The sequence below is a fragment of the Cellulomonas sp. P5_C6 genome (assembly GCF_054049635.1).
In genome coordinates this window covers 13,798-38,681 of the sequence record NZ_JBFULZ010000011.1, presented here as the reverse complement: position 1 = coordinate 38,681, position 24,884 = coordinate 13,798, and the positions used below count along the sequence as shown (strand labels likewise).

The 24,884-nt window shown below is 73.3% G+C and carries 25 protein-coding genes; 14 read left to right on the top strand and 11 right to left on the bottom strand.

Translation table 11 applies throughout. The annotated features are described in order from the left end of the window. Both ACXJKG_RS02590 and ACXJKG_RS02585 read right to left on the bottom strand, forming a co-directional pair. Nucleotides 1-2,078 (bottom strand): nSTAND1 domain-containing NTPase (locus ACXJKG_RS02590; RefSeq protein WP_456844198.1); only part of this gene is annotated, 2,078 nt, incomplete at its 3' end. A 79-nt stretch (nt 2,079-2,157) separates the two neighbouring features. Further along, complete coding sequence (locus ACXJKG_RS02585) at nt 2,158-2,736, bottom strand: dienelactone hydrolase family protein (RefSeq protein ID WP_456844197.1); 579 nt, start codon at nt 2,734-2,736, stop codon at nt 2,158-2,160. A gap of 101 nt (nt 2,737-2,837) precedes the next feature. Between ACXJKG_RS02585 and ACXJKG_RS02580 the strand changes: the two genes are divergently transcribed. Beyond that, nucleotides 2,838-3,209 carry a DUF2200 domain-containing protein gene (locus ACXJKG_RS02580; protein ID WP_456844196.1) on the top strand — a complete coding sequence of 124 codons (372 nt, stop codon included), beginning with the start codon at nt 2,838-2,840 and terminating at the stop codon, nt 3,207-3,209. Between the two features lie 10 nt (nt 3,210-3,219). Here the strand turns inward: ACXJKG_RS02580 and ACXJKG_RS02575 are convergent, their stop codons facing one another. From ACXJKG_RS02575 to ACXJKG_RS02560, 4 genes are read right to left on the bottom strand one after another with little or no spacing between them, the layout of a single operon-like run. Next, nucleotides 3,220-3,636 (bottom strand): VOC family protein, encoded by a 417-nt coding sequence (locus tag ACXJKG_RS02575; RefSeq protein ID WP_456844195.1) that lies wholly within the window; start codon nt 3,634-3,636, stop codon nt 3,220-3,222. 37 nt (nt 3,637-3,673) lie between these two features. Further along, nucleotides 3,674-4,780, bottom strand: coding sequence for a 3,4-dihydroxyphenylacetate 2,3-dioxygenase (hpaD, locus tag ACXJKG_RS02570; protein ID WP_456844194.1), 1,107 nt, complete (start codon nt 4,778-4,780; stop codon nt 3,674-3,676). Between the two features lies 1 nt (nt 4,781). Further along, nucleotides 4,782-6,290: a 5-carboxymethyl-2-hydroxymuconate semialdehyde dehydrogenase gene (hpaE, locus tag ACXJKG_RS02565; RefSeq protein ID WP_456844193.1), complete on the bottom strand. Its 1,509-nt coding sequence runs from the start codon at nt 6,288-6,290 to the stop codon at nt 4,782-4,784. Nucleotides 6,291-6,343: 53 nt separating this feature from the next. Next, nucleotides 6,344-7,990 carry a thiamine pyrophosphate-binding protein gene (locus ACXJKG_RS02560; RefSeq protein ID WP_456844192.1) on the bottom strand — a complete coding sequence of 549 codons (1,647 nt, stop codon included), beginning with the start codon at nt 7,988-7,990 and terminating at the stop codon, nt 6,344-6,346. A 101-nt stretch (nt 7,991-8,091) separates the two neighbouring features. On the opposite strand from ACXJKG_RS02560, the gene ACXJKG_RS02555 reads away from it, so the two are divergent. Next, nucleotides 8,092-9,987, top strand: coding sequence for an FAD-binding monooxygenase (locus ACXJKG_RS02555; RefSeq protein ID WP_456844191.1), 1,896 nt, complete (start codon nt 8,092-8,094; stop codon nt 9,985-9,987). 13 nt (nt 9,988-10,000) lie between these two features. Here ACXJKG_RS02555 and ACXJKG_RS02550 read toward each other — a convergent pair whose 3' ends face one another. Both ACXJKG_RS02550 and ACXJKG_RS02545 read right to left on the bottom strand, forming a co-directional pair. Further along, on the bottom strand, nt 10,001-10,801 hold the full coding sequence (locus ACXJKG_RS02550) for a class I SAM-dependent methyltransferase (protein ID WP_456844190.1): 801 nt from the start codon (nt 10,799-10,801) through the stop codon (nt 10,001-10,003). Nucleotides 10,802-10,827: 26 nt separating this feature from the next. Further along, nucleotides 10,828-11,727 carry a phenylalanine 4-monooxygenase gene (locus ACXJKG_RS02545; protein ID WP_456844189.1) on the bottom strand — a complete coding sequence of 300 codons (900 nt, stop codon included), beginning with the start codon at nt 11,725-11,727 and terminating at the stop codon, nt 10,828-10,830. A 96-nt stretch (nt 11,728-11,823) separates the two neighbouring features. On the opposite strand from ACXJKG_RS02545, the gene ACXJKG_RS02540 reads away from it, so the two are divergent. Continuing rightward, nucleotides 11,824-12,681 carry a hypothetical protein gene (locus tag ACXJKG_RS02540; RefSeq protein ID WP_456844188.1) on the top strand — a complete coding sequence of 286 codons (858 nt, stop codon included), beginning with the start codon at nt 11,824-11,826 and terminating at the stop codon, nt 12,679-12,681. Between the two features lie 165 nt (nt 12,682-12,846). Here ACXJKG_RS02540 and ACXJKG_RS02535 read toward each other — a convergent pair whose 3' ends face one another. Further along, the gene (locus ACXJKG_RS02535) at nt 12,847-13,404 is read right to left on the bottom strand and encodes a TetR/AcrR family transcriptional regulator (RefSeq protein ID WP_456844187.1); all 558 of its coding nucleotides are present in this window, start codon (nt 13,402-13,404) and stop codon (nt 12,847-12,849) included. Nucleotides 13,405-13,456: 52 nt separating this feature from the next. Here ACXJKG_RS02535 and ACXJKG_RS02530 point away from each other — a divergent pair, with 52 nt between their 5' ends. From ACXJKG_RS02530 to ACXJKG_RS02500, 7 genes are all read left to right on the top strand, one after another. Continuing rightward, on the top strand, nt 13,457-15,100 hold the full coding sequence (locus tag ACXJKG_RS02530; protein WP_456844186.1) for an FAD-binding protein: 1,644 nt from the start codon (nt 13,457-13,459) through the stop codon (nt 15,098-15,100). A 6-nt stretch (nt 15,101-15,106) separates the two neighbouring features. Beyond that, nucleotides 15,107-15,910 carry an SDR family NAD(P)-dependent oxidoreductase gene (locus ACXJKG_RS02525; RefSeq protein ID WP_456844185.1) on the top strand — a complete coding sequence of 268 codons (804 nt, stop codon included), beginning with the start codon at nt 15,107-15,109 and terminating at the stop codon, nt 15,908-15,910. Between the two features lie 86 nt (nt 15,911-15,996). Continuing rightward, nucleotides 15,997-17,475 carry a fumarylacetoacetate hydrolase family protein gene (locus ACXJKG_RS02520; RefSeq protein ID WP_456844184.1) on the top strand — a complete coding sequence of 493 codons (1,479 nt, stop codon included), beginning with the start codon at nt 15,997-15,999 and terminating at the stop codon, nt 17,473-17,475. Further along, nucleotides 17,457-18,155, top strand: coding sequence for a GntR family transcriptional regulator (locus ACXJKG_RS02515; protein ID WP_456844183.1), 699 nt, complete (start codon nt 17,457-17,459; stop codon nt 18,153-18,155). The genes ACXJKG_RS02520 and ACXJKG_RS02515 overlap by 19 nt, the downstream gene beginning before the upstream one ends. A 16-nt stretch (nt 18,156-18,171) precedes the next feature. Beyond that, entirely contained in the window at nt 18,172-18,957 is a 786-nt protein-coding gene (hpaH, locus tag ACXJKG_RS02510; RefSeq protein WP_456844182.1) for a 2-oxo-hept-4-ene-1,7-dioate hydratase, read from the top strand. Continuing rightward, nucleotides 18,942-19,742 carry an HpcH/HpaI aldolase family protein gene (locus ACXJKG_RS02505; RefSeq protein WP_456844181.1) on the top strand — a complete coding sequence of 267 codons (801 nt, stop codon included), beginning with the start codon at nt 18,942-18,944 and terminating at the stop codon, nt 19,740-19,742. Before hpaH ends, ACXJKG_RS02505 begins: the two co-directional genes overlap by 16 nt. Before the next feature lie 67 nt (nt 19,743-19,809). Then, nucleotides 19,810-20,565 (top strand): alpha/beta hydrolase family protein, encoded by a 756-nt coding sequence (locus ACXJKG_RS02500; RefSeq protein ID WP_456844180.1) that lies wholly within the window; start codon nt 19,810-19,812, stop codon nt 20,563-20,565. Here the strand turns inward: ACXJKG_RS02500 and ACXJKG_RS02495 are convergent. Continuing rightward, nucleotides 20,553-21,140, bottom strand: a complete 588-nt coding sequence (locus ACXJKG_RS02495) for a mismatch-specific DNA-glycosylase (RefSeq protein ID WP_456844179.1) — start codon at nt 21,138-21,140, stop codon at nt 20,553-20,555. The two genes, ACXJKG_RS02500 and ACXJKG_RS02495, sit on opposite strands and share 13 nt — an antisense overlap. A gap of 5 nt (nt 21,141-21,145) precedes the next feature. Continuing rightward, nucleotides 21,146-21,979 carry a nuclear transport factor 2 family protein gene (locus ACXJKG_RS02490; RefSeq protein WP_456844178.1) on the bottom strand — a complete coding sequence of 278 codons (834 nt, stop codon included), beginning with the start codon at nt 21,977-21,979 and terminating at the stop codon, nt 21,146-21,148. 158 nt (nt 21,980-22,137) lie between these two features. Between ACXJKG_RS02490 and ACXJKG_RS02485 the strand changes: the two genes are divergently transcribed. Genes ACXJKG_RS02485 through ACXJKG_RS02470 form a run of 4 tightly spaced genes read left to right on the top strand, consistent with a single transcriptional unit; the run spans nt 22,138 to nt 24,884 of the window. Then, the gene (locus tag ACXJKG_RS02485; protein WP_456844177.1) at nt 22,138-22,638 is read left to right on the top strand and encodes a VOC family protein; all 501 of its coding nucleotides are present in this window, start codon (nt 22,138-22,140) and stop codon (nt 22,636-22,638) included. Between the two features lie 13 nt (nt 22,639-22,651). Then, the gene (locus tag ACXJKG_RS02480; protein ID WP_456844176.1) at nt 22,652-22,819 is read left to right on the top strand and encodes a hypothetical protein; all 168 of its coding nucleotides are present in this window, start codon (nt 22,652-22,654) and stop codon (nt 22,817-22,819) included. After that, entirely contained in the window at nt 22,816-24,147 is a 1,332-nt protein-coding gene (locus ACXJKG_RS02475) for a dihydrolipoyl dehydrogenase family protein (RefSeq protein WP_456844175.1), read from the top strand. The genes ACXJKG_RS02480 and ACXJKG_RS02475 overlap by 4 nt, the downstream gene beginning before the upstream one ends. Continuing rightward, nucleotides 24,144-24,884, top strand: coding sequence for an SDR family oxidoreductase (locus ACXJKG_RS02470; protein WP_456844174.1), 741 nt, complete (start codon nt 24,144-24,146; stop codon nt 24,882-24,884). The genes ACXJKG_RS02475 and ACXJKG_RS02470 overlap by 4 nt, the downstream gene beginning before the upstream one ends.

The window sequence follows — 24,884 nt, the reverse complement described above, 5'->3', positions numbered from 1 at the left end:
GCCAGGGCCGAGGCCGCGGCCCGCCGGCCGTTGCCCACGGCGAGCGACCCGCCGAACAGGGAGACGACCAGCAGCAGCGCGAYGGCGACGAGCGCGCCGAGCAGCTGCCGGTTGGCCCGGGTGCGGGCCTGCAGCCGTCGGGCCTGCTCGCGGTGCTCGTCCTGCTCGTGCTCGGCGGAGGCGTCGAGGAATGCCGCCTCCGTCGCGGCGAGCACGGGGTGCGCCCGCGCCCGCCACTCGAGCGCCGTCTGCAGGCGCGCCTCCCGGTAGAGCTCGTCGGTCGGGCGCCCCGCGAGGTCCCAGGCCTCGGCCGTGACCTGCAGGTGCGTGAGCGTCCGCTGCCCGTCGACGTCCTCGTCGAGCCACGACCGCAGCCGCGGCCACGCGCGGACGAGGCTCTCGTGCGCGAGCGCGGCGGTGTCCGCATCGGTCGTCACGAGCCTCGACCGCACGAGCAGGTCGAGCAGCCGGGGTGCGTCCTGCGCCGTCTCGAACACCCGGGTCGGCACGCGGACGACGACCGGGTCACCCCCCGGCGCGGCGGCGACGAGCCGGTGCACGACGGCGCGCAGCCCGTCGCGGTCGGCGGCCGGCAGGGACACGTAGAGGCGTTCGGCCGACTGCGCGACCGCGCCGTTGATCCCGCCGCTCGCCGTGTACCCCTCGACGGTCAGGACGGCACCCTCGCGCCGGGTCCAGGTCTCCGCGAGCGCGTGGCCGAGCAGGGGCAGCGCGCCGGGCTCGTCGAGCACGTCCCGCACCAGCAGGTCGACGAGCCCGGGTTCGAGCAGCAGCCCGCTGCGCCGGGCCGGCTCCTCGATCGCGCGCCGCAGGGCGGCCTCCGAGAGCGGGCCCAGCAGCAGGACGCCGCGCTCGACGTGCCGCGCGAGCCCCGGGTTGCCGGACATCGACGCGAGGTGGTCCGCGCGGACCGTGACCACGACGGTGCGCCCCGAGTCGACCAGTGCGGTGAGGCCGTCGAGGAACCCGGCCACGTCGGCCTCGACCGTCGGGGCGAACACCTCCTCGAGCTGGTCGACCACGAGCACCGGTGCGTCCTCGGCGGCGACCGCCGAGGCGAGCGTCGCCACCGGTGTCGCGCCCGGCGTGAGCACGACGACCGGCTGCCCCCGCCGACGGAGCGCGGGCACGAGCCCGGCGCGCACCAGCGACGACTTCCCGGAGCCCGAGGCGCCCACGACCACGAGGAACCGGGACGAGTCCAGGCGCGCCAGGCAGTCGGTGATCTCCGCCTCGCGACCGGCGAACAGGTCGGCCTCGTCGGCGTCGAACGACCGGAGCCCCGGGTACGGGCACACGTCCGACGGGCGGGCGGCCGGCGTGCCGGTGCTGTCGAGCGCGGGGTCCTGAGCGAGGATCGCGCGCTCGAGGTCCGCCAGCTCCGCCCCCGGGTCGAGCCCCACCTCCTCGAGGAGCACGGCACGGGCGCGGCGCAGCACGTCGAGGGCCTCGCGCTGACGCCCGGTGCGGTAGAGCGCGAGCGCGTACAGCGCCCACCGGTGCTCCCGGGCGCGTGCCCTGCTCACGAGTCGGCGACCGTCGGCGACGGCCTCGGACGCGCGGCCGGCCACCAGCAACGCCTCGACCAGCTCCTCCTCGACCGACTCGCGCACCTCGGAGAGCCGGGCCGCCTCGGCGCGCCCGTCGTCCCAGTCCAGCAGGTCCGCCAGGGCCGGGCCGGACCAGCACGACAGTGCCTGCGCATACACCGCCACAGCCCTGTTCGCGTCGCCGACCGCGAGGAGCTCGCGCGCCCGGCCGACGTGTCGCTCGAAGTCGGCGACGTCGAGGTCGAGGCCGTCGGGCTCGAGCACGTACCCCGCCGCGGTCGTCCGGATCCGCTCCGGGCCGAGCACGCGGCGCAGCCGCATCACCACGCCCTGGACGACCTTCGGCGCCGACGGCGGGACCGTGTCACCCCAGAGGGCCACCGCGATCTGGTCGACGGTGAGGGGCTCGCCGGCGTGGACCAGGAGCGCCGCGAGGACGACACGGTCGCGGCGCCCGAGAGCACCATCACCCTCGACCTGCGTCGGACCCAGGAGCCGGACCCTCATTCTCGGAGTGTCCGCCCGCCCGATACCGAGGTCAACGGAGCTGATACCGCGGCGATACCGGGGAGTCGCCGCGGTGGCGTCAGGCCCCGCGGAGCGCCGAGAAGCCGAGGACGCGCTCGAGGACGAGGTCCGTCTGCGCCGCGTCGAACGTGGCGAGCGAGTCGTCGACGAACAGGTGCGTGCTGCCGGGGTAGACGAACACCTCGCCCTCGCCGGCGGCGGCCACCAGCGCGCGGGCGTGGGCCGCCCCGTCCGTGCCGAAGAACTCGTCGTCGGCGTGCCCGTGCACCTGCAGCGGGACGCCGGCCGGCCAGCCGTCGAAGTCGTCGGTGCTGGTGGACGACTCGAGGAAGACCGCGCCACGGGCGCCGAGGCGCTCGCGCACCAGCAGGTGGGAGTACACGACGCCCATCGAGATCCCCAGGTAGACCAGATCCGTCGGAAGCCCGTCGGCCGCGCGGCGGGCGCGCGAGGTCATCACGTCCCAACCGAGGTCGTCCTCCTCGTGCGACATCCCCGCGGGGATCTTGTCGAAGGTGCGGCCCTCGAACAGGTCGGGCGTGTGCACGGTGTGGCCGGCCGCGCGGAGCCGGTCGGCGAGCGAGCGGACCCCGTCGGTGAGCCCGAGGACGTGGTGCAGGAGGAGGATCTCGGCCATCGACCGAGCCTGCCACGCCCGCCGGGCGGGCACACTGGGAGCACGAGCACACGCACCAGCACACGCACGAGCACCGACGACGACGACGGAGGTCGCCCACGATGCCGGGTCACCGGATCTTCGCCATGAGCTTTGCCCGCATCTACTCGCTGTACGTGCAGAAGGTCGAGCGCAAGAACCACGGCAAGGACGAGGTCGACCAGGTCATCACGTGGCTCACGGGCTACGACGAGGCCGGCCTGGACAAGGCGATCGCGGACGAGGTCGACATGGAGACGTTCTTCGCCCAGGCGCCCGCGATGAACCCGAACGCGTCCGCCATCACGGGTCTGATCTGCGGGATCCGCGTCGAGGAGATCGACGACCCCCTGATGCAGAAGATCCGCTACATGGACAAGCTGGTCGACGAGGTCGCGCGGGGCAAGAAGATGGCGTCGATCCTGCGGGGTGTCGGCGCGCCGTCGTCGACGTAGACGAGGGGCACTAGGACGTTCCGTCGTCCTCGAGCCGGCGACCGATCTCCCAGCGCTGGCCCCACGGGTCCACCACGCTGCCCAGACGCCACCCATAGTCCTCGGCGACCTCAGCCTCGGCCGTTGCCCCGGCCGATACTGCGCGAGCCCAGACGGCATCCACGTCGTCGACCAACAGAATCATCCATGCGGACCGAGAACCCGCTGTCGCCGGCGAGAGCCGGCCGTGCGACGCACCCTCGCGGGACAGCCACAGCCGTGCTCCGTCGATGTCGAGCTGGACCACGCCACCGTCGGGAACGCTGTGCAGCACGGAGGCGCCGAACGCCGCGCGGTAGAACTCGACCGCAGCGGCGACGTCGGGCACGACGAGATCGGGTTCGACACTGGCCATCGGACCATGATGCTCTCCGCCGGCCAGCGCCATCGAGCGTCCGAGCACGCCGGCGCTACCGTCCGGGCGGTCAGAGCTGGTGGCCGAGCTTGTACTCGCCCTGCTTCCAGCTCGGCAGCTCCTCGGGAGCGTCCCCCTTGCGGGTGTAGGAGAACCCGTCGGCCCCGATGGTCACCTCCATCTCGCTGGAGTCCGTGCGCGCGACGACCGGCTGCGGGACGCCGTCGAGGTCGAGGACGAGCGACGCCTCGGTGTACCAGGAGGGGACCACCGGGTTGCCCCACCAGTCGCGGCGCTGGTTGTCGTGCACGTCCCAGGTGACCACCGGGTTGTCGGGGTCGCCGGTGTAGTAGTCCTGCGTGTAGATCTCGATGCGGTGCCCGTCGGGGTCGCGCAGGTACAGGTAGAAGGCGTTGGACACGCCGTGGCGCCCGGGACCCCGCTCGATCCGGTCCGACATCCGCAGGGCGCCGAGCTTGTCGCAGATCGCCAGGATGTTGTGCTTCTCGTGGGTGGCGAACGCGACGTGGTGCAGGCGCGGGCCGTTCCCGCCGGTCATCGCCGTGTCGTGGACGGTGGGCTTGCGGCGCATCCACGCGGCGTAGGTGGTCCCCGCCTCGTCCTGGATGTCCTCGGTCACCCGGAACCCGAGGTCCTCCAGGTACGCGACGGCCCGGGGCACGTCGGGGGTGACCTGGTTGAAGTGGTCGATGCGCACGAGCGTGCCCGGCGTGTACAGGTCGTAGCGCCACGCGAGCCGCTCGACGTGCTGGACGTCGTGGAAGAACTCGTAGGGAAACCCGAGCGGGTCCTCGACGCGCACCGAGTCGCCGAGGCCCTTGACGAACCCGTCCGCCCGCCGCTCGATCCGGCACCCGAGCTCGCGGTAGAACGCGACGGCCCGGTCGAGGTCCCCCGGTGCTCGGACCCGGTAGGACAGCGCGGCGACCGCGGCGACGGGTCCCGCGCGCAGGACGAGGTTGTGGTGGATGAACTCCTCGTGGCTGCGCAGGTAGACGCACGTGTCGTCCTCCTCGGTCACGACGAGCCCGAGGACGTCGACGTAGAAGTGCCGCGACGCGGCGAGGTCGGTGACGACGAGCTCCATCGACGCGGCGCGCAGGATGTCCGGCGGCGGGGACGACGGCGTCGGGATGGGGTCCGGGGTCGCGCTCACGTCAGTGTCCCTTTCCGAAGGTCGGGTTGTGCGCCTCGCCGAGCGTCACGTGCACGGCCTGCTGGTGGGTGTAGAAGTCGATCGACCGGTAGCCGCCCTCGTGGCCGAGCCCGGAGGCCTTGACGCCGCCGAACGGGGTCCGCAGGTCACGGACGTTGTTGCTGTTGAGCCAGACCATCCCCGACTCGACCGCCTGGGCGAAGGTGTGCGCCCGCCGCAGGTCGTTGGTCCACACGTAGGCGGCGAGCCCGTACTTCACGCCGTTGGCCAGCGCGAGCGCCTCCTCGTCGGTGTCGAACGGCGTGATGKCCACGACCGGGCCGAAGATCTCCTCCTGGAAGATCCGGGCGTCCGGCGGCACGTCGACGAAGACGGTCGGTGCCACGTAGTTGCCCGTCGGGAACCCGTCGGGCCGCCCGCCGCCCGCGACGAGGCGACCCTCGGTCCGGCCGATCTCGATGTAGCCCATGACCTTGTCGTAGTGCTCGGGGTGCACCAGGGCTCCGACCTCGGTGCTCGGCAGGTGCGGGGGGSCGACGACGACCCGCCGAGCCTGGGCCGCGTAGCGCTCGACGAACTCGTCGTAGATGTCGCGCTGGACCAGGATCCGGCTGCCCGCCGTGCACCGCTCGCCGTTGAGCGAGAACACCCCGAAGATCGTCGCGTCGATCGCCGCCTCGAGGTCGGCGTCGGCGAACACGACGGCGGGGGACTTCCCCCCGAGCTCCATCGACAGGCCCTTCAGGGCCGGCGCCGCGTTCGCGAAGATGAGCTGCCCGGTCCGGCTCTCGCCCGTGAACGAGATCAGCGGGACGTCCGGGTGCTTGACCAGCGCGTCGCCCGCCTCCTCGCCCAGACCGTGCACGAGGTTGAACACGCCCGTGGGCACGCCCGCCTCCTCGAAGATCCCGGCCCACAGGGACGCCGACAGCGGCGTGAACTCCGCCGGCTTCAGGACGACCGTGTTCCCCGTCGCCAGCGCGGGTCCCAGCTTCCACGACTCGAGCATGAACGGGGTGTTCCACGGCGTGATCAGCCCGGCGACGCCGATCGGCTTGCGGTTGACGTAGTTGAGCTGCCGGCCCGGGACCTTGAAGGCGTCGTCGGTCTGGGCGACGACCAGGTCGGCGAAGAACCGGAAGTTCTCGGCGGCGCGGCGGGCCTGACCCAGGGCCTGGGTGATCGGCAGGCCCGAGTCGAAGCTCTCGAGCTCGGCCAGGCGGGCGTCGCGCGACTCGACGATGTCGGCGACGCGGTGCAGGACCCGGGAGCGCTCGCGCGGCAGCATCCGCGGCCAGGGMCCSTTCTCGAACGCGTGYCGGGCSGCGSSGACRGCCCGGTCGACGTCCGCCGCCCTGCCCGCGGCGGCGYGCAGGTACGTCTCGTTSGAGACSGGGTCGAGGACCTCGAACGTCGCGCCGTCGGCGGAGTCGACGTGCTCGCCGCCGATGTAGTGCTGGATCCGCTCGGGCAGGTCGGCGGGCAGGTGGCGGGGGGTGGTCTCGCCCATGGGTCGCCTCTCGGGGTGCGGTCGTCTGCTCGTGGCTGGTGCGGCGGGCGAGGTCAGCCGCTCGCCCGGGAGACTTCCTCCCAGAACGGCGCGACCACCGCGCCGGAGATGCGCAGGTCGAGGAGCAGGAACGGGCGCTCGCCGGCCGGTCGGGAGCGCCACTCCGTCAGCGCGTCGAGGTCCTCCACCGACCGGACGGCGACGCCCTGGGCGCCGAGCGCGGTGGCCACGCCGGCGAAGTCGACGTCGGGGATGAGCATCGGCTCCCGGGACAGCCCCTTGCGCGCGTAGAGGTGCACCTCCGCGCTGTAGGCCCCGTCGTTCCAGACGACCGCGATCCCGCGACCGCCCGCCACGCGCACCGCCGACTCGAGGTCCGACAGGGCCATGAGCCCGCCGCCGTCGCCGGTCGTCAGGACCACCGTGGCCTCGGGCCGGGCGAGCGCCGCGCCCACGACGCTGGGGAAGCCGAGCCCGATCGCCTGGAACGCGGTGCCGACCATCACCATCCGGTCCGGGGCGGCCACCGGCCAGTACATGTTCGACCAGCCGAGGAAGTGGCCGCCGTCCGAGACGACCACCCGGTCCTCGGGCAGCAGCTCGGCGAGGCGGGCGGCCGCGGAGCGCGGGTCCAGCCGGCCGTCGTCGGCGATCCCGTCGCCGGGCTCGTGCCGCTGCGCTGCCGTGAGGTCGACGGACTCCCGCCACCCRCTGGGCTCCGCGCCGTCGAGCTCGTCGAGGATCGCCGACGCGACGACGGCCGCGTCCCCGCGGACGTACCCGCCGACGTGCGGGTGGGTCGCCGCGGGTGCGACGTCGACCTGGAAGACCCGGCACCCGGGGGCGAAGAGGTCGCCGAACCGCATCGTGAACTGGTTGAGGGAGGCACCCACGACGACCGCGACGTCGGCCTCGCGGACCAGCGCCATCGCCTCGTCCGCGCCGAACCCGCCGGCGACGCCGAGGTCGAACTCGCTGCGGGGGAAGATCCCGCGCCCGAGCGCCGTCGTCGTGGTCAGCGCCCCGGTCGCGTCCGCGATGGCGCCGAGCGTCTTGCCCGCGTCGGCCACCCAGGCGCCGCGCCCCGCGAGGAGCAGCGGCCGGCGCGCTCCGGCGAGGGCGGAGGCGATCTCCCGCACGACGCCGTCGGCGAACGCCCCGCGCACCGCGAGCGGGGCGGGCAGGCGGGGGATCGGCGTCTCGGGCACCGGGCCGGTGTCCAGGGTCGCGACGTCGTAGGGGATCGCCAGCACGGTGGGCACCCGGTACGTCAGGGCGTGCTCGACGGCGATGACGGTCGTGGCGGCGGCGTCGGTGCGGCCCACGGTGTAGGTGCGGGCACCGACGGCCGAGGCCATCGCGATCTGGTCGACGTCCCAGGGTCGCGGTCCGGACGTCGGCTCGTCGCCGACGACGAGGACCAGCGGCACGTGCGCCTGCACGGCCTCCGCGAGGGCCGTGAGGGTGTTGGTGAACCCGGCGCCGTACGTCGTGGTCGCCGCGGCGAGCCTGCCGGAGGACCGGTGGAACGCGTCGGCGGCGACGACCGCGCCGGCCTCGTGCCGGACGGGGATGAAGCGGGCGTCGGTCTGGCACGTCAGGGCGTCGAGGAAGTACGCGTTGCCGTTGCCCATGACCCCGAAGACGTGGTCGACGTGGGCGGCGAGCGTGACGGCGACGTGTGCGGAAACCGTCGGCATGGAGCAGGGCCTCCCGGACCAGGGTCGACCGCGTCGTTGCGGCTCAGGGCGATAGTATACGATCCGTCAACCTCGACATCGACGTCAGGGGAGTCGGTCCCATGCAGTTCCACCACCACGGTTACGTCTCCGGCGACCCGCGCGTCCAGCCCGCGTCAGGCGTCGGCCTCGACCGTCCCGACGAGCTTCCCGACGAGGTCGACGTCCTCGTGGTGGGCACCGGACCGGCCGGCATGATCACCGCCGCGCAGCTGTCGCAGTTCCCGGACATCACCACGCGGGTCGTCGACCGACGCGAGGGGCGGCTGGCGATCGGCCAGGCGGACGGGATCCAGCCGCGCAGCGTCGAGACGTTCCAGGCCTTCGGCTTCGCGGGGCGGATCGCCGAGGAGTCCTACCGCGTCATGGAGGTCTGCTTCTGGCACCCGGACCCGGCCGACCCGACGCGGATCGTCCGTGGCGAGCGGACGCCCGACGACCCGTCCGGGATCAGCGAGTTCCCCCACCTGTACGTCAACCAGGCGCGCGTCCTCGACTACTTCGCCGAGTTCATGGCGAACGCCCCGACGCGGATGGCGCCCGACTACGGCTACGAGTTCCGCGACCTCGAGATCGCCGACTCCGGCGAGCACCCGGTCACCGTCCGTCTCGTGCGCACGTCGGGTGCGGACGCGGGGAGCGAGAAGGTCGTCCGCGCGAGGTACGTGGTCGGAGCCGACGGCGCGCACAGCGGGGTCCGGCGGGCCATCGGCTGCACCGCGATCGGTGGCAGCGCGGCCCACGCGTGGGGGGTGATGGACGTCCTCGCCGTGACCGACTTCCCGGACATCCGCCGCAAGTGCGCGATCCAGTCCGGCTCCGGCGGCAGCATCCTGCTCATCCCTCGCGAGGGCGGTCAGCTGTTCCGCATGTACGTGGACCTCGGCGAGGTCCGGCCGGAGAACCACGACGCGCTGCGCAGCACGACCGTCGAGCAGATCGTCGCCCACGCGAACGCGATCCTGCGCCCGTACACGCTGGACGTGAAGGACGTCGCCTGGCACAGCGTCTACGAGGTCGGCCACCGCGTGACCGACCGGTTCGACGACGTCCCGCTCGAGGAGATCGGCACGCGCACCCCGCGCGTCTTCATCGAGGGCGACGCCTGCCACACCCACAGCGCGAAGGCCGGTCAGGGCATGAACGTGTCCATGCAGGACGGCTTCAACCTCGGCTGGAAGCTCGGCTACGTCCTGTCGGGTCGCAGCCCGGAGAGCCTGCTGGCCACCTATTCCGCCGAGCGCCAGGTCATCGCCCAGAACCTCATCGACTTCGACAAGCAGTGGTCGGCGCTCATGGCGAAGAAGCCGGAGGAGGTCACCGACCCCGCCGAGCTCGCGGACTTCTACGTGCGGACCACGGAGTTCCTCTTCGGGTTCATGACGCAGTACCCGCCGTCGATGCTGGTCGCCGAGCCGGACCACCAGGCGCTCGCCGCGGGCTTCCCGGTCGGGAAGCGGTTCAAGGCCGCGCCCGTGGTCCGCGTCGCCGACTCGAATCCCCTGCACCTCGGGCACGGGCACCGCGCCGACGGCCGGTGGCGCGTCTACGCGTTCGCCGACCACGGGGCCGCCGCGCTGACCGCGTGGGCCGACTGGATGGCCGGCTCGCCGGACTCCCCGGTGCTCGCCCACACGCGGGCGGGGGAGGACGTCGACAGCGTCCTCGACATCAAGGTCGTCTACCAGCAGCCGCACGTCGACGTCGACGTCGCCGCCGTGCCCGAGCTCTTCCGGCCGCGCACCGGGCCGTTCGGGCTCGTCGACCACGAGAACGTCTTCGCCACGCACCCGACCGACGACATCTTCGAGGCGCGGGGCGTGGACCGCGCCGGGTGCGTCGTCGTCGTCCGGCCCGACCAGTACGTCGCAGCCGTCCTGCCGCTCGACGCCACGGACGAGCTCGCGGCGTTCTTCCGGCAGCACCTGCTCGTCGTCCGGGACCGGCAACCCGTCTGACCGGGGCGGTCGGTCAGGCCCGCGCCTGCACGAGCCAGACGCTCGCGTCGAGCCGGACCCCGTCCGACACGGTGTACGGAGCCATCGCCGCCCGGACGTCGGCCAGTGCGCGCGCCTCGGTGTCCTCGTCGGTGCCGTCCAGGGTCCGGCCACCGAGGGATCCGCTCCGGAGGAACGACACCGCGTCCTGGGGCGAGCTCCCGAGCCGGAGCGGGATGGTCAGGGGTTCCAGCTCGACGGACGTCCACCCCGCGGCCTGCAGCACGGCCCGCACGCGGTCGGGGTCGGCGAGGCCGAACATGCCCGGTCCGCCACCGTTGGTCAGGTCGGGGAGCTCGACGTAACGCGCGACGGCCGCTCCGGGGACGCACAACCAGGGCTGGTGCGCCGGCGACCGCCAGGACACGAAGGCCAGGCGACCCCCGGGTCGGGTCGCCCGCCGGAGCGTGGTGAACGCCGCGACCGGGTCGGCGAAGAACATCAGACCGAACCGCGAGAGCACGACGTCGAACGACGACGCCGGGAAGACATGGGTCTGGGCGTCGTCCTCGACGAACGAGACGGTGCTCGTGCCCGCGGCGCTCGTCCGCGCCAGCGCGAGCATGGTGGGCGACACGTCGATGCCGGTGACCGTGCCGGGTCGCGCGAGCGCCGCGGCGGCCAGCGTCGTCGTGCCGTACCCGCAGCCCACGTCGAGCACGTCCTCGCCGCGGCGGATCCCCGCCGCGGACAGCAGGGCTCTCTGGAACGGCTCGTACATGCCGTCGTACCGGTCGCGGTGGACCACCCAGTGGTCGGCGCCCCGCTCGTCCATGCGGTCCGTCCGTGCCGGGCGGGCGGTCAGCGGGCGGTCAGCGCGGCGGCACGGGCGAGCCGGGCCGGGGTGTCGTCGTCGAAGTCGGCGAAGAAGCCGCCCACCCGGTCGGTGAGCTCGCCCATGCCGTCGCACGCGAACAGGATCGGCTGGTAGTGGGAGATGTCGTACTCCAGCGTGGCCATCGCGTGGAAGTCGACCGGCCGGACGTCGGCCCCGCGGAACTCCTCGATCTCGCCGTAGGACGAGAGCAGGCCGGCGCCGTACGCGCGCAGCTCGCCGTGCTCGTACATCACCCCGAACTCGATGGTGAACCAGAAGACGTCGGCCACGTACTGCAGGCCCTCGGGCGTCTCGCACCGTCGCGCGGCCTCCCCGGCACGGCGCTTGACCTCGGCGATCGCGGGGTTGGCGAGCAGATTGCAGTGCCCCACGACCTCGTGGATGATGTCCGGCTCCGGCGTGTACAGCGGTTGCGACGGGTGACGCAGGTACTGGGTGGAGTGGAAGACCCCGTCGGCGAGCGACCCGTAGAACACGTCGAGGGGCACCAGCCCGGCGGCGGGGTGGAGCGTGAACCCGCTGAGCGGACCGAGGCCCGCGCTGACCTCGTCGAGCTGGGGCACGTGGTCCGTCGGCAGGGCGAGCGCCTCCTTGCCCTCGAGGAAGCCGCGGATCGCGAGCCGTTCGTGCTTGGGCGCGAGCTCGCGGCACACGGTGCGCCAGATCGCGTTCTCGGAGTCCGTGTACTCGACGCGCGGCACCGGGTCCCCGGGCTGCCACGCGAGCGCCGGGGCGGCGATCTCGTTGCGGCGGCGGCGGTACTCGGGGTCGTTCGCGCCGGGGTGGTCGTCGGCGAGGTGCACCGTGGCCTTGCCATCCTCGTCCGCGGTGACGGGGGCGTAGAGCTGACCTTCTTCGAACATGCGATCCGTTCTACGCCAGAAGACCGGGCGACGCATCCCCCGAACGKGTCCCCGACGTGCTGGCGAGAACCCCGTCGGTGCGAGCAGGCTGGCCGGGTGACCCGGTCCCGTGACGCTCGACTCCCGGCGGTCGTGGTGCTGGTCGGGTTCCTCCTGGGTGTGGGTGTCGCCGCCTCGGCGATCGCCGACCACCCGGGTGCCGCCGACCGCGACTGGGTCGTGGTCTGGTCCGGCCTGGCGGTCGCGCTGTCCACCAGCTCCGCCGCCGTGTTCGTGCTGGGGCTCCGGCGCTCGGCCGACGTCGCCGACGTCCGCCCGGTGCGGTGGGGTCCGATCCGGGCGCTCGCAGCCGTCACCGTGGCAGTCGTCGCCGTGCTGGCCGTGGCCTCCGTGGTTCTCGACCTGAGCGGCGTCAGCTGGCGCGGGCCGGTGCTCACCGTCTGGGCGGTCGTCGGCTCGACGACCGTCGTGATCGCTCTGCTGGGTGTCCGCGACGCCGTCCTGGCCGTGYCGGCGCTGTCGGTCCTCGGGCGTCGCGTCGACGACTATCTGCGCCTGCGTGAGCTCACGATCGGCCTGCTGCCTCCTCTGGGTGCGCTCATCGCGCTGTCGACGTTCGCCCTCGGGGCCTCCGCGCAGCTCACGCCGCTGCACGGTGCCGCGCCCGTCACGCCCGTCACGGTGCTCACGTTCGGGGTCGTCGGGACGGCCCTGGTCGGCGGCGCGTACGCGGTTCCCCGCCACGCGCTCCGTCTCGAGGCTCGCGCGTTGCTGCGCGTTCTTGCTCCGGTCGGTGGGTCGGACGCCGACTCGGTCCGCGGCGAGCTGCAGCAACGGCAGGCGACCCAGGCGCAGCTCGGGCTCGACGCCACGCTCCTGGGCGAGCTGCAGACCGGGATCCTCGTCGTCGGGCCGCTGCTCGCTGCGGCCTCGACGCTCCTCCTCGGCGGCTGAGTCGCGCGTCAGGTGTAGTGGCGCCGCAGCGCGGTGATCGCGGGGTCGTCGATGGCCCGGACCCGCCCGCCGACCGGGTTCATCAGGCTCCCCGGGCCGTGGTCGTGCAGGAGCCCGAGCACGTCACCTGCAGACGCTCGTCGAACACCTGTAGTCGGCGGCGGCTCAGCGGCTCGGATCGAAGAACGCGACCACCCGCGCCACGTCGGCGCGCGCGCGATCGGCGGACTCGGCCGTCGCCACGACGCCGAAGACCATCCGCCACGCCAGCAGGACGTCCTCGATCTGCGTGCCGACCGGGACCCGCCCGGCGGCCCGCGCCTCGGGCAGGGTGCGTTCGATGAGGGCGCGCAGGCGGTCGTCGCCGTCGTAGGCGGGCTGGGACCGGCGGGCCTCGACGACCATCTCGACGAACGCGGCCTCCCGCACGGTCTGCTCGAGGAGCACGGACCACAGCGCACCGAACGCGTCCGGGCCGCCCGTGGAGGCAGCGCGATCGAGCTCGACGAAGTTGTCCTCGAACACGGCGAACGCCAGCTCGAACCGGGTGGGGAAGTGCCGGTAGAGCACGCCCTGCCCGACGCCGGCCTCCTTGGCGATCGTGCTGAGCGGCACGAGGAAGCCGCGTTCGGCGAACAGGCGCCGCGCCGCCTCGAGGATCGCGGTGCGGTTCTCGGGCGCCGCGGCGGGGCCACGGTTGACGGCTCGTCGAGCGGGAGGCATGCTGCATCCTAGATCCGGACAGTGTTGTCCGGTTTGCCGAGAGGAGCACGTGATGGCACCGAGGACCCCCGTGGAGCACCTCTACGACGTCGTCGTGGTCGGGACGGGAGCGGCCGGCCTCGCCACGGCGATGGGCGCCGTCGACGAAGGGCTGTCGGTGCTCATGGTCGAGTCGACCGACAAGTGGGGTGGCTCCACGGCGATGTCCGGGGGAGGCATGTGGATGCCCGACAACCCCCTCATGCACCGCGACGGCGTCGGCGACTCCCGCGAGGAGGCGCTGACCTACCTGGAGGCGTGCGTCGGCGAGGTCGGGCTGGCCTCGACGCGCGCGCGCAAGGAGGCGTTCGTCGACGGTGTCGGTGACTTCGTGGCCACCGCGGAGAAGTTCGGTGTCACGTTCGCCCGCGCGACGGACTACCCCGACTACTACCCCGAGCTGCCGGGCGGCAAGATCGGGCGCTCGATCGAGGTCGAGCCGCTCGACTCGAAGATCCTCGGACCGTGGTGGCAGACCCTGCGCGGCGCCGTCCCGCTGCCGGCGAAGACGGACGACGTCTGGCTGCTGAGCCGCTCCTGGTCCACGGCGTCGGGCATGGTCCGCGGCGTGAAGGTCGTCTCGCGGATCCTCGGCGGCGTGGTGACGGGCAAGCGCCTGGTCGGCATCGGCAACGCGTGGGCGACGGCGTTCGGGCACGCGCTGGTGGTCCAGCGCCGCGTGCCGCTCTGGTTCAGCTCACCCCTCGAGGAGCTGCTCGTCGAGGACGGCCGCGTGGTCGGCATCCGCGTGCAGCGCGACGGCGGACCGGTGACCATCCGCGCGAACCGCGGCGTGATGCTCGCGGGTGGCGGGTTCGAGGGGAACACGGACTGGCGCCAGAAGTACCACGGCATCGACGGCGCTCCGTCGGGCAACCTGGGGAACATCGGGGTGCCGATCGCGGCGGCGCAGGAGATCGGTGTGGCCGTCGAGCTCATGGACGAGGCGTGGTGGGGGGCCTCGCTGGCCGCACCGCCCGAGGGTCGGCCGTCGTTCATCGTCGGCGAGCGCTCGATGCCTTACTCGATCATGGTCGACTCCCGTGGTGACCGGTTCGCCAACGAGTCCGAGTCCTACGTCGACCTCGGCCACGACATGCTCGAGCGCGACGGCGGTGCCGGGCCGTACTGGCTGATCCTCGAGGCGCGCAACATCCGGCGCTACTTCCGGACGTTCGCCATGGACCCCCGCGCGGTCAAGGCCATGCGCGCGGCGGGCATCGAGGTGAAGGCGGACAGCATCGCCGCCCTGGCCCGCAAGATCGGCGTCGAGCCGGCCCGCCTCGCGGCCACGACCCAGCGCTTCAACGGCTTCGCACGGTCCGGTGTCGACGGTGACTTCGGCCGCGGCAACTCGGCCTACGACCGCTACTACGGCGACCCGACCGTCCACCCCAACGCCAACCTGGGCCCGATCGAGAAGGGCCCCTTCGTCGCCTACCGGGTGGTGCTCGGCGACCTCGGCACCAAGGGCGGGGTCGTCACCGACCCGGACGGCCGCGCTTTGCGCGAGGACGGCACCGTCGTCCCCGGCCTGTACGCCGCCGGGAACAACTCGGCGTCGGTCATGGGCCGCACCTACCCGGGCCCGGGCTCGACCATCGGACCGGCCGCCGTCTTCGGCCTGCGCGCCGCCCGCCACATGGCGAAGGGCTGATCGGCCATGGAGATCCAGGGGAACGTCTTCGTCGTCACGGGCGGCGGCAACGGCATCGGCCGCGAGGTCGTCCTCGCCCTGCTGCGTGAGGGCGGTCGCGTCGCCGCGGTGGACCTGCGCGAGAGCGCGCTCGCCGAGACCGCACGCGTGGCCGGCGCAGCCGACCGGCTGACCCTGCACACGGTCGACGTCAGCGACGCGGCGGCGGTGACCGCGCTGGTCGGCGACGTGCTGGCCGTGCACGGGCGGGTCGACGGGCTGATCAACGTGGCCGGCATCATCCAGAAGTTCGTCAAGGTGGCCGACCTGACGCACGCCGAGATCGAGAAGGTCATGGCGGTCAACTTCTGGGGCGTGGTCAACATGACGACCGCGTTCCTGCCCCAGCTGCAGTCCCGGCCGGCGGCGTGCCTCGTGAACGTCTCGAGCATGGGTGCTCTCGCACCCGTGCCCGGGCAGGCCGCCTACGGCGCGTCGAAGGCGGCGGTGAAGCTGTTCACCGAGGCCCTCTACGCCGAGCTGCGCGGCACGCCGGTCGCCGTCACCGTCGTGTTCCCCGGCGGCGTGGCCACCGGGATCGCGGAGAACTCCGGCTCGGCGATCCCCGGGGCCGGTGCCGACACGTCGGCGATGGAGGCCTCGCTCACCAAGCCCAGCGTCGCGGCGGCGAAGATCGTGGACGCCGTGCGCACGGGCCCGTACCGCGTGTGCATCGGCAGCGACGCCCGCGGGCTCGATCGCCTGTCGCGGCTCGCCCCTCGGCGCGCCACCGAGCTGATCGCCAAGAAGATGGCCCAGCTGCTGACGTGACGGCGGGGCGCCCCTCGTCCGCCGGGTCCTTGCCCGCGCCGTCGATGATCGTATATGATCCGCGACGTGACGCCGGGAGAGGGTCGATGACGACGGACGAGGGCGCGGACCCGCGGTTCGGGGCCCTGCCCCGTCGCCCCGGCAAGATCGTCGCGGTCCACCTCAGCTACGCCTCGCGCGCCGACCAGCGCGGTCGCAGGCCCGCCGACCCGTCGTACTTCCTCAAGCCGTCCAGCTCGGTCGCGGCGTCCGGGGGAGTGGTCGAGCGGCCGGCCGGCACCGAGCTGCTCGCGTTCGAGGGCGAGATCGCGCTGGTCATCGGCACGCCGGCCCGGCGGGTCGGGCTCGACGAGGCCTGGGGCCACGTCGGCTGGGTCACCGCGGCGAACGACCTCGGGCTGTACGACCTGCGCGCCAACGACCGCGGCTCCAACCTCCGCTCCAAGGGCGGCGATGGCTTCACGCCGATCGGCCCGGGTCTCCTGGACGCGCGGGCCGTCGACCCCGGCGCGCTGCGGGTCCGGTCGTGGGTGAACGGGCGTCTGGTGCAGGACGACACGACCGCCGGCCTGCTGTTCCCCCTGGCCCAGGTCGTCGCCGACCTCTCGCAGCACCTGACGCTCGAGGCCGGCGACGTGATCCTCACGGGCACGCCCGCGGGCTCGAGCGTCCTCGTCCCCGGGGACGTCGTCGAGATCGAGGTCGACGCCCCCACCGCTGCCGGTGCCCCGACCACGGGGCGCCTGGTCACGACGGTCACCTCAGGCGACGCGCCGTTCGACGGTGCGCTCGGCTCGCTGCCCGCCGTCGACGACCTCCAGCGCACCGAGGCGTGGGGCTCCCGCGACGCCGCCGGGCTGGGCCCCGAAGGGCTGGCCCCCGAGCTGCGCGAGAAGCTGCTGCGCGCCCCCGTCGCCGGGCTGTCCGCGCAGCTGCGCAGGCGAGGGCTGAACAACGTCACGGTCGACGGCGTGCGACCGATGCACCCCGGCGCGAAGCTCGTCGGCTCCGCGAGGACCCTGAGGTTCGTGCCGAACCGGGAGGACCTCTTCGAGCAGCACGGCGGTGGCTACAACGCGCAGAAGCGGGCGTTCGACTCGGTCGGACCGGGCGAGGTCCTCGTGATCGAGGCCCGCGGAGAGACCGGTTCGGGCACTCTCGGCGACGTGCTGGCCCTGCGGGCCCACGCGCGCGGCGCCGCCGGCATCGTCACGGACGGGGGAGTGCGCGACGCCGACGCCGTCGCCGCCGTCGGCATCCCCGTGTGGTCGGCCGGGAACCACCCCGCCGTGCTCGGTCGCAAGCACGTGCCGTGGGAGTCCGACGTCACCGTCGCGTGCGGCGGCACCACGATCCAGCCGGGCGACATCGTCGTCGGCGACGCCGACGGCGTCATCGTGCTCCCGCCGGGCCTCGCCGAGGAGGTCGTGGACGCCGCGCTGGCCCAGGAGGACGAGGACGCGTGGGTCGCCCAGCGCGTCGCCGAGGGCAACCCGATCAAGGGCCTGTTCCCGATGGATGCCGAGTGGAGAGCGAGGTACGACGCGTGGCGCTCGGCGAGGTGAAGGTGGCGACCGGCCTGAGCAAGTCGCAGACCGCGTACCTCTGGATCAAGGAACGCATCGCGCAGCAGGACTTCACGCCCGGGTACCGGCTGGTCCTCGGGACCATCGCGAACGAGCTCCACATGAGCGTCGTGCCGGTCCGCGAGGCCGTCCGCCAGCTCGAGGCCGAGGGGCTGGTCACGTTCGAGCGCAACGTCGGCGCTCGCGTGTCGATGGTCGACGACACCCAGTACCGCTTCGCCATGCAGGCCATCGGCATCGTCGAGAGCGCGGCCACCGCGCTCGCCGCGCGGAACCTCACGGCGGACGACCTGCGCCGGGCGCGGGCCGTGAACGAGGTGATGACGCGCTCGCTCGAGCGGTTCGACCCCCGCGCGTTCTCGGCCCTCAACCAGGAGTTCCACCACATCCTGTACTCGCAGTGCGCCAACCCGCGTCTGCTGGAGATCGTCGACAGCGAGTGGGTCCGCCTGGCCCACATGCGCGACTCGATCTTCGCGTTCGTGCCCGGGCGTGCGCGCGAGTCGGTGCGGGAGCACGAGGAGATCCTCGTGCTCATCGAGCGTGGCGCGCCGCTCTCGGAGATCGAGCACGCGGTCCGCCGCCACCGGATGGGCACGCTCGCCGCCTTCCTCGAGCACGAGCACCCCGACGAGACGCTCGGCCTGCCGGTCCTGTGACGACGAAGGAGCCAGCATGCTGAGCACCGAGACGATCAGCGCGATCGCCGAGGAGCTGTCCGGCGCGGAGCGCTCGCGCGGCCTCGTCCCGCGCATCACGGCCCGCTACCCGGACGCCACGGTCGAGGACTCGTACGCCATCCAGGGCGTGTGGCGCGACCGGAACCTCGCCGCCGGCCGGCGCCTGGTCGGGCGCAAGATCGGCCTGACGTCGCGTGCCATGCAGCAGGCCACCGGCATCACGGAACCGGACTACGGCGTGATGTTCGACGACACGGTCTGGGAGAACGGCTCGATCATCCCCTTCGACGCCTTCTCGAACGTGCGCATCGAGGTGGAGCTGGCGTTCGTCCTGTCGGCGCCGCTCGAGGGCCCGCACTGCACGGTGTTCGACGTGCTGCGCGCGACGGAGTACGTGACGCCCGCGCTCGAGATCCTGAACTCGCACATCGAGCTCGAGGGCCGCACGATCGTCGACACGATCGCCGACAACGCCGCGTACGGCGGCATGGTGCTGGGTGGACGGCCGATGGCGCCCGACCAGGTCGACCTGCGCTGGGTCTCCGCGCTGCTCTACCGCAACGAGACCATCGAGGAGACCGGCGTCGCCGCCGGCGTGCTCAACCACCCCGCCACGGGCGTCGCCTGGCTCGCGAACAAGCTCCACCAGCACGGGGCGAGCCTGCAGGCGGGCGAGATCATCCTCGCGGGGTCCTTCACGCGCCCGGTCTGGGTGTCCCGCGGCGACAGCATCCTGTGCGACTACGGACCGATGGGGACGATCTCGTGCCGCTTCCTCTGAGCCCGACGTTCCGGGCTGCTCTGGCTCGGGCCGACCGCCCGCTCGCCGGCATGTGGGTGTCCAGCGGAAGCCCCCTCGTGGCCGAGATCTGCGCGGACGCCGGGCTGGACTGGCTGCTCATCGACATGGAGCACGGCCCGAACAGCCTCGAGTCGGTGCTCGCGCAGCTGCAGGCCGTCGCCGCCTACCCGGTCACCCCCGTGGTCCGCGTGCCGTCGAACGACGCCGTCACCCTCAAGCAGGTGCTCGACCTGGGGGCGCAGAACGTCCTCGTGCCGATGGTGTCGTCGGTCGAGGACGCCCGTGCCGCGGTCGAGGCGGTGCGCTACCCGCCGCGCGGCCGGCGCGGGGTCGGCTCCGCGCTGGCGCGGTCGGCACGCTGGAACCGCATCGACGGCTACCTCGCGGACGCCGACGAGCACGTCGCGCTGTTCGTGCAGGTCGAGACGCTGGCCGGTGTCGAGGCCGCCGCGCAGATCGCCGCGGTCGACGGTGTCGACGGCGTGTTCGTCGGCCCGTCCGACCTGGCCGCCTCGATGGGCCTGCTCGGGCAGCAGACCCACCCGGACGTCGTCGCGGCAGTGCTGCGCGCGTTCGAGGCCGTGCGCGGTGCCGGCGTCCCCGTCGGCGTCAACGCGTTCGACCCGGCCGTCGCCGACTCCTACCTCGCGGCCGGCGCATCGTTCGTGCTGGTCGGCGCCGACGTCGCGCTGCTCGCCCGCGGGTCGGAGGCGCTGGCCGCCCGGTTCGTCGGCACGGACGGGACCGCGCGCGCCGGCTACTGAGGCCAGGGCGCCGCGGACTGTGGTCTGCTGGGCTCGCGAGTCCACGCCCACAGGAGGGACGCCCCAGATGGCCGAACGGGTCTGGTTCGCGAGCTCGACCGGGCCGCGGCTGGCCGGGATCGTCGATCTCCCCGAGGGACCCGTCCGCGGGTGGGGCGTCTTCGCGCACGGGTTCACGCTCGGCAAGGACTCGCCGGCCGCGAGCCGGATCTGCAAGCAGCTCGCCGCCGAGGGCATCGGGATGCTGCGCTTCGACAACCTCGGGCTCGGCGGCTCCGAGGGGGACTGGGGCGACGGCTCCTTCTCCGTGAAGGTGGAGGACACGGCTCGTGCGGTGCGGTTCATGGACGAGTCGGGACGTCAGGTCCAGCTCCTGGTCGGGCACTCGTTCGGGGGGTCCGCGGTCATCGCCGCCGCGCACCTGACCGGGTCGGTGCGTGCCGTGGCCAGYATCGGCGCCCCGTACAGCCCCGCGCACGTCGAGCACACCTACGACGCGCTCATCGAGCGGATCCTCGCGGACGGGGAGGCGCCGTTCCTCATCGGCGGGAAGGCCCTCACCCTGCGGCGGCACTTCATCGAGGACGTGCGCGCCGTGGACCTGCACGAGCGGATTCGCACGCTGCGCAAGGCGCTGGTCGTCCTGCACTCACCCACCGACAACACCGTCGGCATCGGCAACGCCAGCGACATCTTCCGGGCCGCGCGGCACCCCCGCAGCTTCGTGTCGCTCGAGGGCGCCGACCACCTCCTCACGCAGGGCACCCAGGCGCAGCGCGCGGCACGCATCATCAGCGCGTGGGCCGACCCCTACCTCGGCTGAGAGAACGGCGTGATCCCCGCGGCGACGGCGACCTCGCGGTACGCGGCGGCCAGGCCGGCGAGCGTAACGTTCCGGTTCAGACCGCTGGGGTTCGGCACGACCCACACCTCGATGCCGGTGCCCAGGTGGTCCGGCTGTCGACCGACGGTCGCCGACGGTGCCGCGAACGCCGTCCGGTAGGCGGTGATCCCGAGCATCGCCACCGCGGTGGGAGCGATCCTGCCGACGCGGTCGGCGAGCGCACGGGCTCCGTCGACCAGCTGGTCCGTGCTGAGCTCGTCCGCGCGTGCCGACGCCCCCGGCACGAGCGAGGTGATGCCGACCCCGCGGTCGCGGAGGTGCGCGAGGTCCTCAGGGCGCAGGCCGGCGGAGGCGTCGATCCGCCGGTCGACGATGCCCGCCTGGTGGATCGCGGGATAGAACCGGTTGCTCCCGCCGCCCCCGAAGTGGGCCCCGACGGCGACCGCGCGCAGGCCGGGGTTGATGCCGACGAAGAGCAGCCGCGTGGGGTCCCCGAGGAGGTCGGGCAGGGTCGCCCCGCGGAACGACTCGAGCTCGGACCGGCGGAAGGGCACGCCGTTCAGCCGTGCCCCGCCGGAGGCTCGATGTCGTCGTACAGGCGCACCGCGGTCAGCCGGTCGTCCGCGTCCCGCTCGTAGACCGCGACGCCCGCCTGCGGGGGGAGGTCGCGGTCGCCCCAGCGGACGCAGGTGTACTCGACCGCGCACCGCTCGCCGTCGTCGGTCACCGTGCAGGGCTCGAGCTCGATGCCCCCGCCCGCGCCGAGGCTCGTCGTGAAGTACGCGCGCAGCTCGTCGCTCCCGCGGTGGGTGCCGTGCGGCCCGAAGGACTCGCGGAGGTACGCGTCGTCGGCGAGCTCGGCCATCACGGCGTCGACGTCGCCGCCGGCCAACGCGGTGTGGAAGCGGCCGACGACACCGGTGAGCGCCTCGTGGCTCGCCGGCAGGACGGGCGGCCGGACGTGCCGCCGGCCGTCGACCGGCCACTGGCTGCAGTAGCTGCGGAAGATCACCGAACGCTCGTCCGGCGACTCGGCGACGACGGCGACGGGCCAGTCCGCGGCACGCCCCGCGTCGTCCTCGACGCGGGCCAGGATCTCCACGACGGCCCGCGGCCCCACGGTGGTCGCCGCCACGGTCTCGACGTGGGCGTGATGGTCGGCGAGCCACGAGGTGTTGCGGCGGACGAACTTCTTGAGCTGGGCGTGCCCGTGCACCTCGCCGGCTCGGGGGTCGTGGACCACCACGTCGCCGGGCCACACGAGCTCCAGGCCGCGAGCGTCACCGGTGTCGAGGGCCCGCAGGTACTGCGCGACGGGATCGGTGTGACCCTCTTGTCTGGCCTGCCGGCGGGCGAGCTCGGCGGCGGAGACGAACTCCGGGAACCACGGCATGTCGTCACCTTGCACCCTCGACGGGTCCTGACGACAGCCCTCGGGCGGGACCTTGACGGTCCTGACGGCCCGGAGCATCGTGTGTCACGAGCAACTCACCTCTCCCTCCCGTGGGGCTGGACCTCGCGCGGATGCGGCCGACGCGAAGGAGCCCGGAGATGACCAGCAGCGAGGCGAGCAGTGCCAGCACCGCCGGGAGCCCGCCCGTGGAGCCGGGCCAGTTCCGGCTCGAGGTCGTGGTCGTCCCGGTCGCGGACGTCGACCGGGCGAAGGCGTTCTACGAGTCGCTGGGCTGGCGGCTCGACGCCGACCTCGCGGTCGACGACGGCTACCGGGTCGTGCAGCTCACGCCGCCCGGGTCGGCCTGCTCGATCATCTTCGGCACGGGCCTGACGAACGCCGCGCCCGGCTCGTTCGAGGGCCTGCAGCTGTCCGTCTACGACATCGACGCGGCGCGCGCCGACCTGGTCCAGCGGGGCGTCGAGGTGAGCGAGCCGTTCCACGACGTGACCGGCATCTTCCATCACGCCGGCACCGCGGGGCGGGAGAGCGGCGCGGCGCCGGGCCACGCGGACTACGGCTCGTTCGTCGCGTTCAGCGACCCGGACGGCAACGGGTGGCTGCTCCAGGAGATCAAGACCCGCCTGCCCGGCCGATGAGGGGGTGAGCCCGATGGACACGCGCTACGAGTCCGTGAGCGACCTCGCCGACGCCCTGCGGCGCGCGGCGGCGGCACACGGCGAGCACGAAGCACGCACGGGCGAGGCGGACGCGGACTGGCCCGACTGGTACGCGCTGTACATGGTCCGCGAGCGCGCCGGCGACGAGCTGCCGACATGAGCGCCGACTACGACGTCATCGTCCTCGGCGGCGGCTCGCCCGGTGAGCACTGCGCGGGCGCGCTGGCCGAGGGCGGCCTGCGCGTGGCCGTCGTCGAGCGGGAGCTCGTGGGCGGGGAGTGCTCCTACTGGGCGTGCATCCCGTCGAAGACCCTGCTGCGGCCCGGCGAGGCGGTCCATGCGGCACGCGAGGCCGCGGCGACGGCGGACATCGACCTCGAGGCCGTCTTCGCCTGGCGCAACTTCCAGGTGTCGGACTACTCCGACGCCGGTCAGGTCACGTGGCTCGCGGACAACGGCATCGACCTGCTGCGGGGCGACGGACGGCTCGTCGGACCCGGTGCCGTGGAGGTCGACGGCGTCCGGCACACCGCCGACCACATCGTGCTCGCCAACGGCGCCTCGCCGATCGTGCCGCCGGTGCCCGGGCTGCGTGACCTGGACGGCCTCTGGACCAGCCGCGAGGCCACCTCCATGACGGCGGTCCCGCGCCGCCTGCTCATCATGGGCGGCGGCCCGGTCGGGGTGGAGATCGCGCAGGTGGTCCGCCGGCTCGGGGGCGAGGTGGTCCTGGTCGACCGGTCCACGCACGTGCTCGGGCGGGAGCCCGCGCCCCTGGGCGAGGCGCTGGGTGAGGTGCTGCGGGGCGAGGGCGTCGAGCTCGTCCTGGGGGCCGGTGTGGCCCGAGCGCGGCACGACGGGGACGACTACGTGCTCGAGCTCGACGACGGGCGCGAGCTGCGGGGCGACAAGCTGCTCGTCGCCACGGGACGGCGCCCGCGCGTGCACGACCTCGGCCTCGAGACCGTCGGCATCGAGCCGGACGACAAGGGCGTGCCCGTCGACGAGCACATGCGCGTCGCCGACGGGCTGTGGGCGATCGGCGACGTGACCGGGCTCTGGCCGCTGACGCACGTCGGCAAGTACCAGGGCGACGTGGTCGCGGCGAACATCCTGGGGGAGCGACGGGCCGCCAGCTACGAGGCCGTCCCGCGGGTGACGTACACCGACCCGCAGGCGGCGGCGGTGGGCCTCGCGGACGACCGCTTCCAGGCGACCGTCCCGGTGTCCGGGGTGGCGAAGACGTCGACCTACACGCGCGCCTACGCCGACAGCAACGGGTTCCTCACGCTCGTCAGCGACGGCGAGCGGCTGACCGGCGCCTACGCGCTCGGACCGGAGGCGGGCGAGTGGCTGCAGCAGGCCACGCTGGCCATCCGCGCCCACGTGCCCCTGGAGGTGCTGGCCGACACGATCCAGCMGTTCCCGACCTTCTCGGAGATCTACGTCTCCGCGCTGAAGGCCCTGCGCGGCGAGATCGCCCGATGAGCCCGGCGGCCCACGAGCCGGCGCTGGCCGGGCAGACGGTCGTCGTCGTCGGCGGGAGCGCGGGCATCGGGTTGGCGACGGCGCGGCGCGCGCGCGCCGAGGGGGCCGACGTGATCCTGACGGCTCGCGATCCCGACCGGCTCCGGAGCGCCGCCGACGAGGTCGGTGCCCGGAGCGTCGCCGCGTTCGACGCGAACGACCTCGCCGCCCTGGAGGGGTTCTTCGACGGGCTCGACACGCCGATCGACCACGTCATGGTGACCGCCGGTGCTCCCTACTACGCGCCGCTGGTCGACATGGACTTCGAGGACGTGCGCCGCGCCATCGCCGAGCACCCGATGGTGATGCTCGGCGTCGCCCGCTACACCGCCGGCAGGATCCGCCCGGGAGGGACCCTGCTGTTCATGGGCGGCACCGGTGCCCGGCGGCCGGGGGTCGGCCTGGGGATCACCGCGGCGATGACCGCGGCGCTGCCCGTCCTCGCGGCGAACCTCGCGATCGAGATCGCCCCGGTGCGGGTCAACCTCATCGCCGCCGGCTTCGTCGACACGCCCCTGTCGGCGTCGCTGCTGGGCGACAGGCTCGACGAGCGCCGCGACGAGCTGCGCGCGACCTTGCCGATCGGTCGGGTGGTCGGGCCGGACGACGTCGCGGCGCTGGCGGTGCACGTCATGGCCAACACCGCCCTGACCGGGGGGACGTACGACATCGACGGCGGTCAGCAGCTCGTCCGCTGA

Coding starts and splice junctions, on each gene's coding strand:
- ACXJKG_RS02585 (WP_456844197.1), bottom strand. CDS start 2,736: ATGGCCGAGATCCTCCTCCTGCACCACGTCCTCGGGCTCACCGACGGG.
- ACXJKG_RS02580 (WP_456844196.1), top strand. CDS start 2,838: ATGCCGGGTCACCGGATCTTCGCCATGAGCTTTGCCCGCATCTACTCG.
- ACXJKG_RS02575 (WP_456844195.1), bottom strand. CDS start 3,636: ATGGCGCTGGCCGGCGGAGAGCATCATGGTCCGATGGCCAGTGTCGAA.
- ACXJKG_RS02555 (WP_456844191.1), top strand. CDS start 8,092: ATGCAGTTCCACCACCACGGTTACGTCTCCGGCGACCCGCGCGTCCAG.
- ACXJKG_RS02550 (WP_456844190.1), bottom strand. CDS start 10,801: ATGGACGAGCGGGGCGCCGACCACTGGGTGGTCCACCGCGACCGGTAC.
- ACXJKG_RS02545 (WP_456844189.1), bottom strand. CDS start 11,727: ATGTTCGAAGAAGGTCAGCTCTACGCCCCCGTCACCGCGGACGAGGAT.
- ACXJKG_RS02535 (WP_456844187.1), bottom strand. CDS start 13,404: ATGCCTCCCGCTCGACGAGCCGTCAACCGTGGCCCCGCCGCGGCGCCC.
- ACXJKG_RS02530 (WP_456844186.1), top strand. CDS start 13,457: ATGGCACCGAGGACCCCCGTGGAGCACCTCTACGACGTCGTCGTGGTC.
- ACXJKG_RS02525 (WP_456844185.1), top strand. CDS start 15,107: ATGGAGATCCAGGGGAACGTCTTCGTCGTCACGGGCGGCGGCAACGGC.
- ACXJKG_RS02520 (WP_456844184.1), top strand. CDS start 15,997: ATGACGACGGACGAGGGCGCGGACCCGCGGTTCGGGGCCCTGCCCCGT.
- hpaH (WP_456844182.1), top strand. CDS start 18,172: ATGCTGAGCACCGAGACGATCAGCGCGATCGCCGAGGAGCTGTCCGGC.
- ACXJKG_RS02490 (WP_456844178.1), bottom strand. CDS start 21,979: ATGCCGTGGTTCCCGGAGTTCGTCTCCGCCGCCGAGCTCGCCCGCCGG.
- ACXJKG_RS02485 (WP_456844177.1), top strand. CDS start 22,138: ATGACCAGCAGCGAGGCGAGCAGTGCCAGCACCGCCGGGAGCCCGCCC.
- ACXJKG_RS02480 (WP_456844176.1), top strand. CDS start 22,652: ATGGACACGCGCTACGAGTCCGTGAGCGACCTCGCCGACGCCCTGCGG.
- ACXJKG_RS02470 (WP_456844174.1), top strand. CDS start 24,144: ATGAGCCCGGCGGCCCACGAGCCGGCGCTGGCCGGGCAGACGGTCGTC.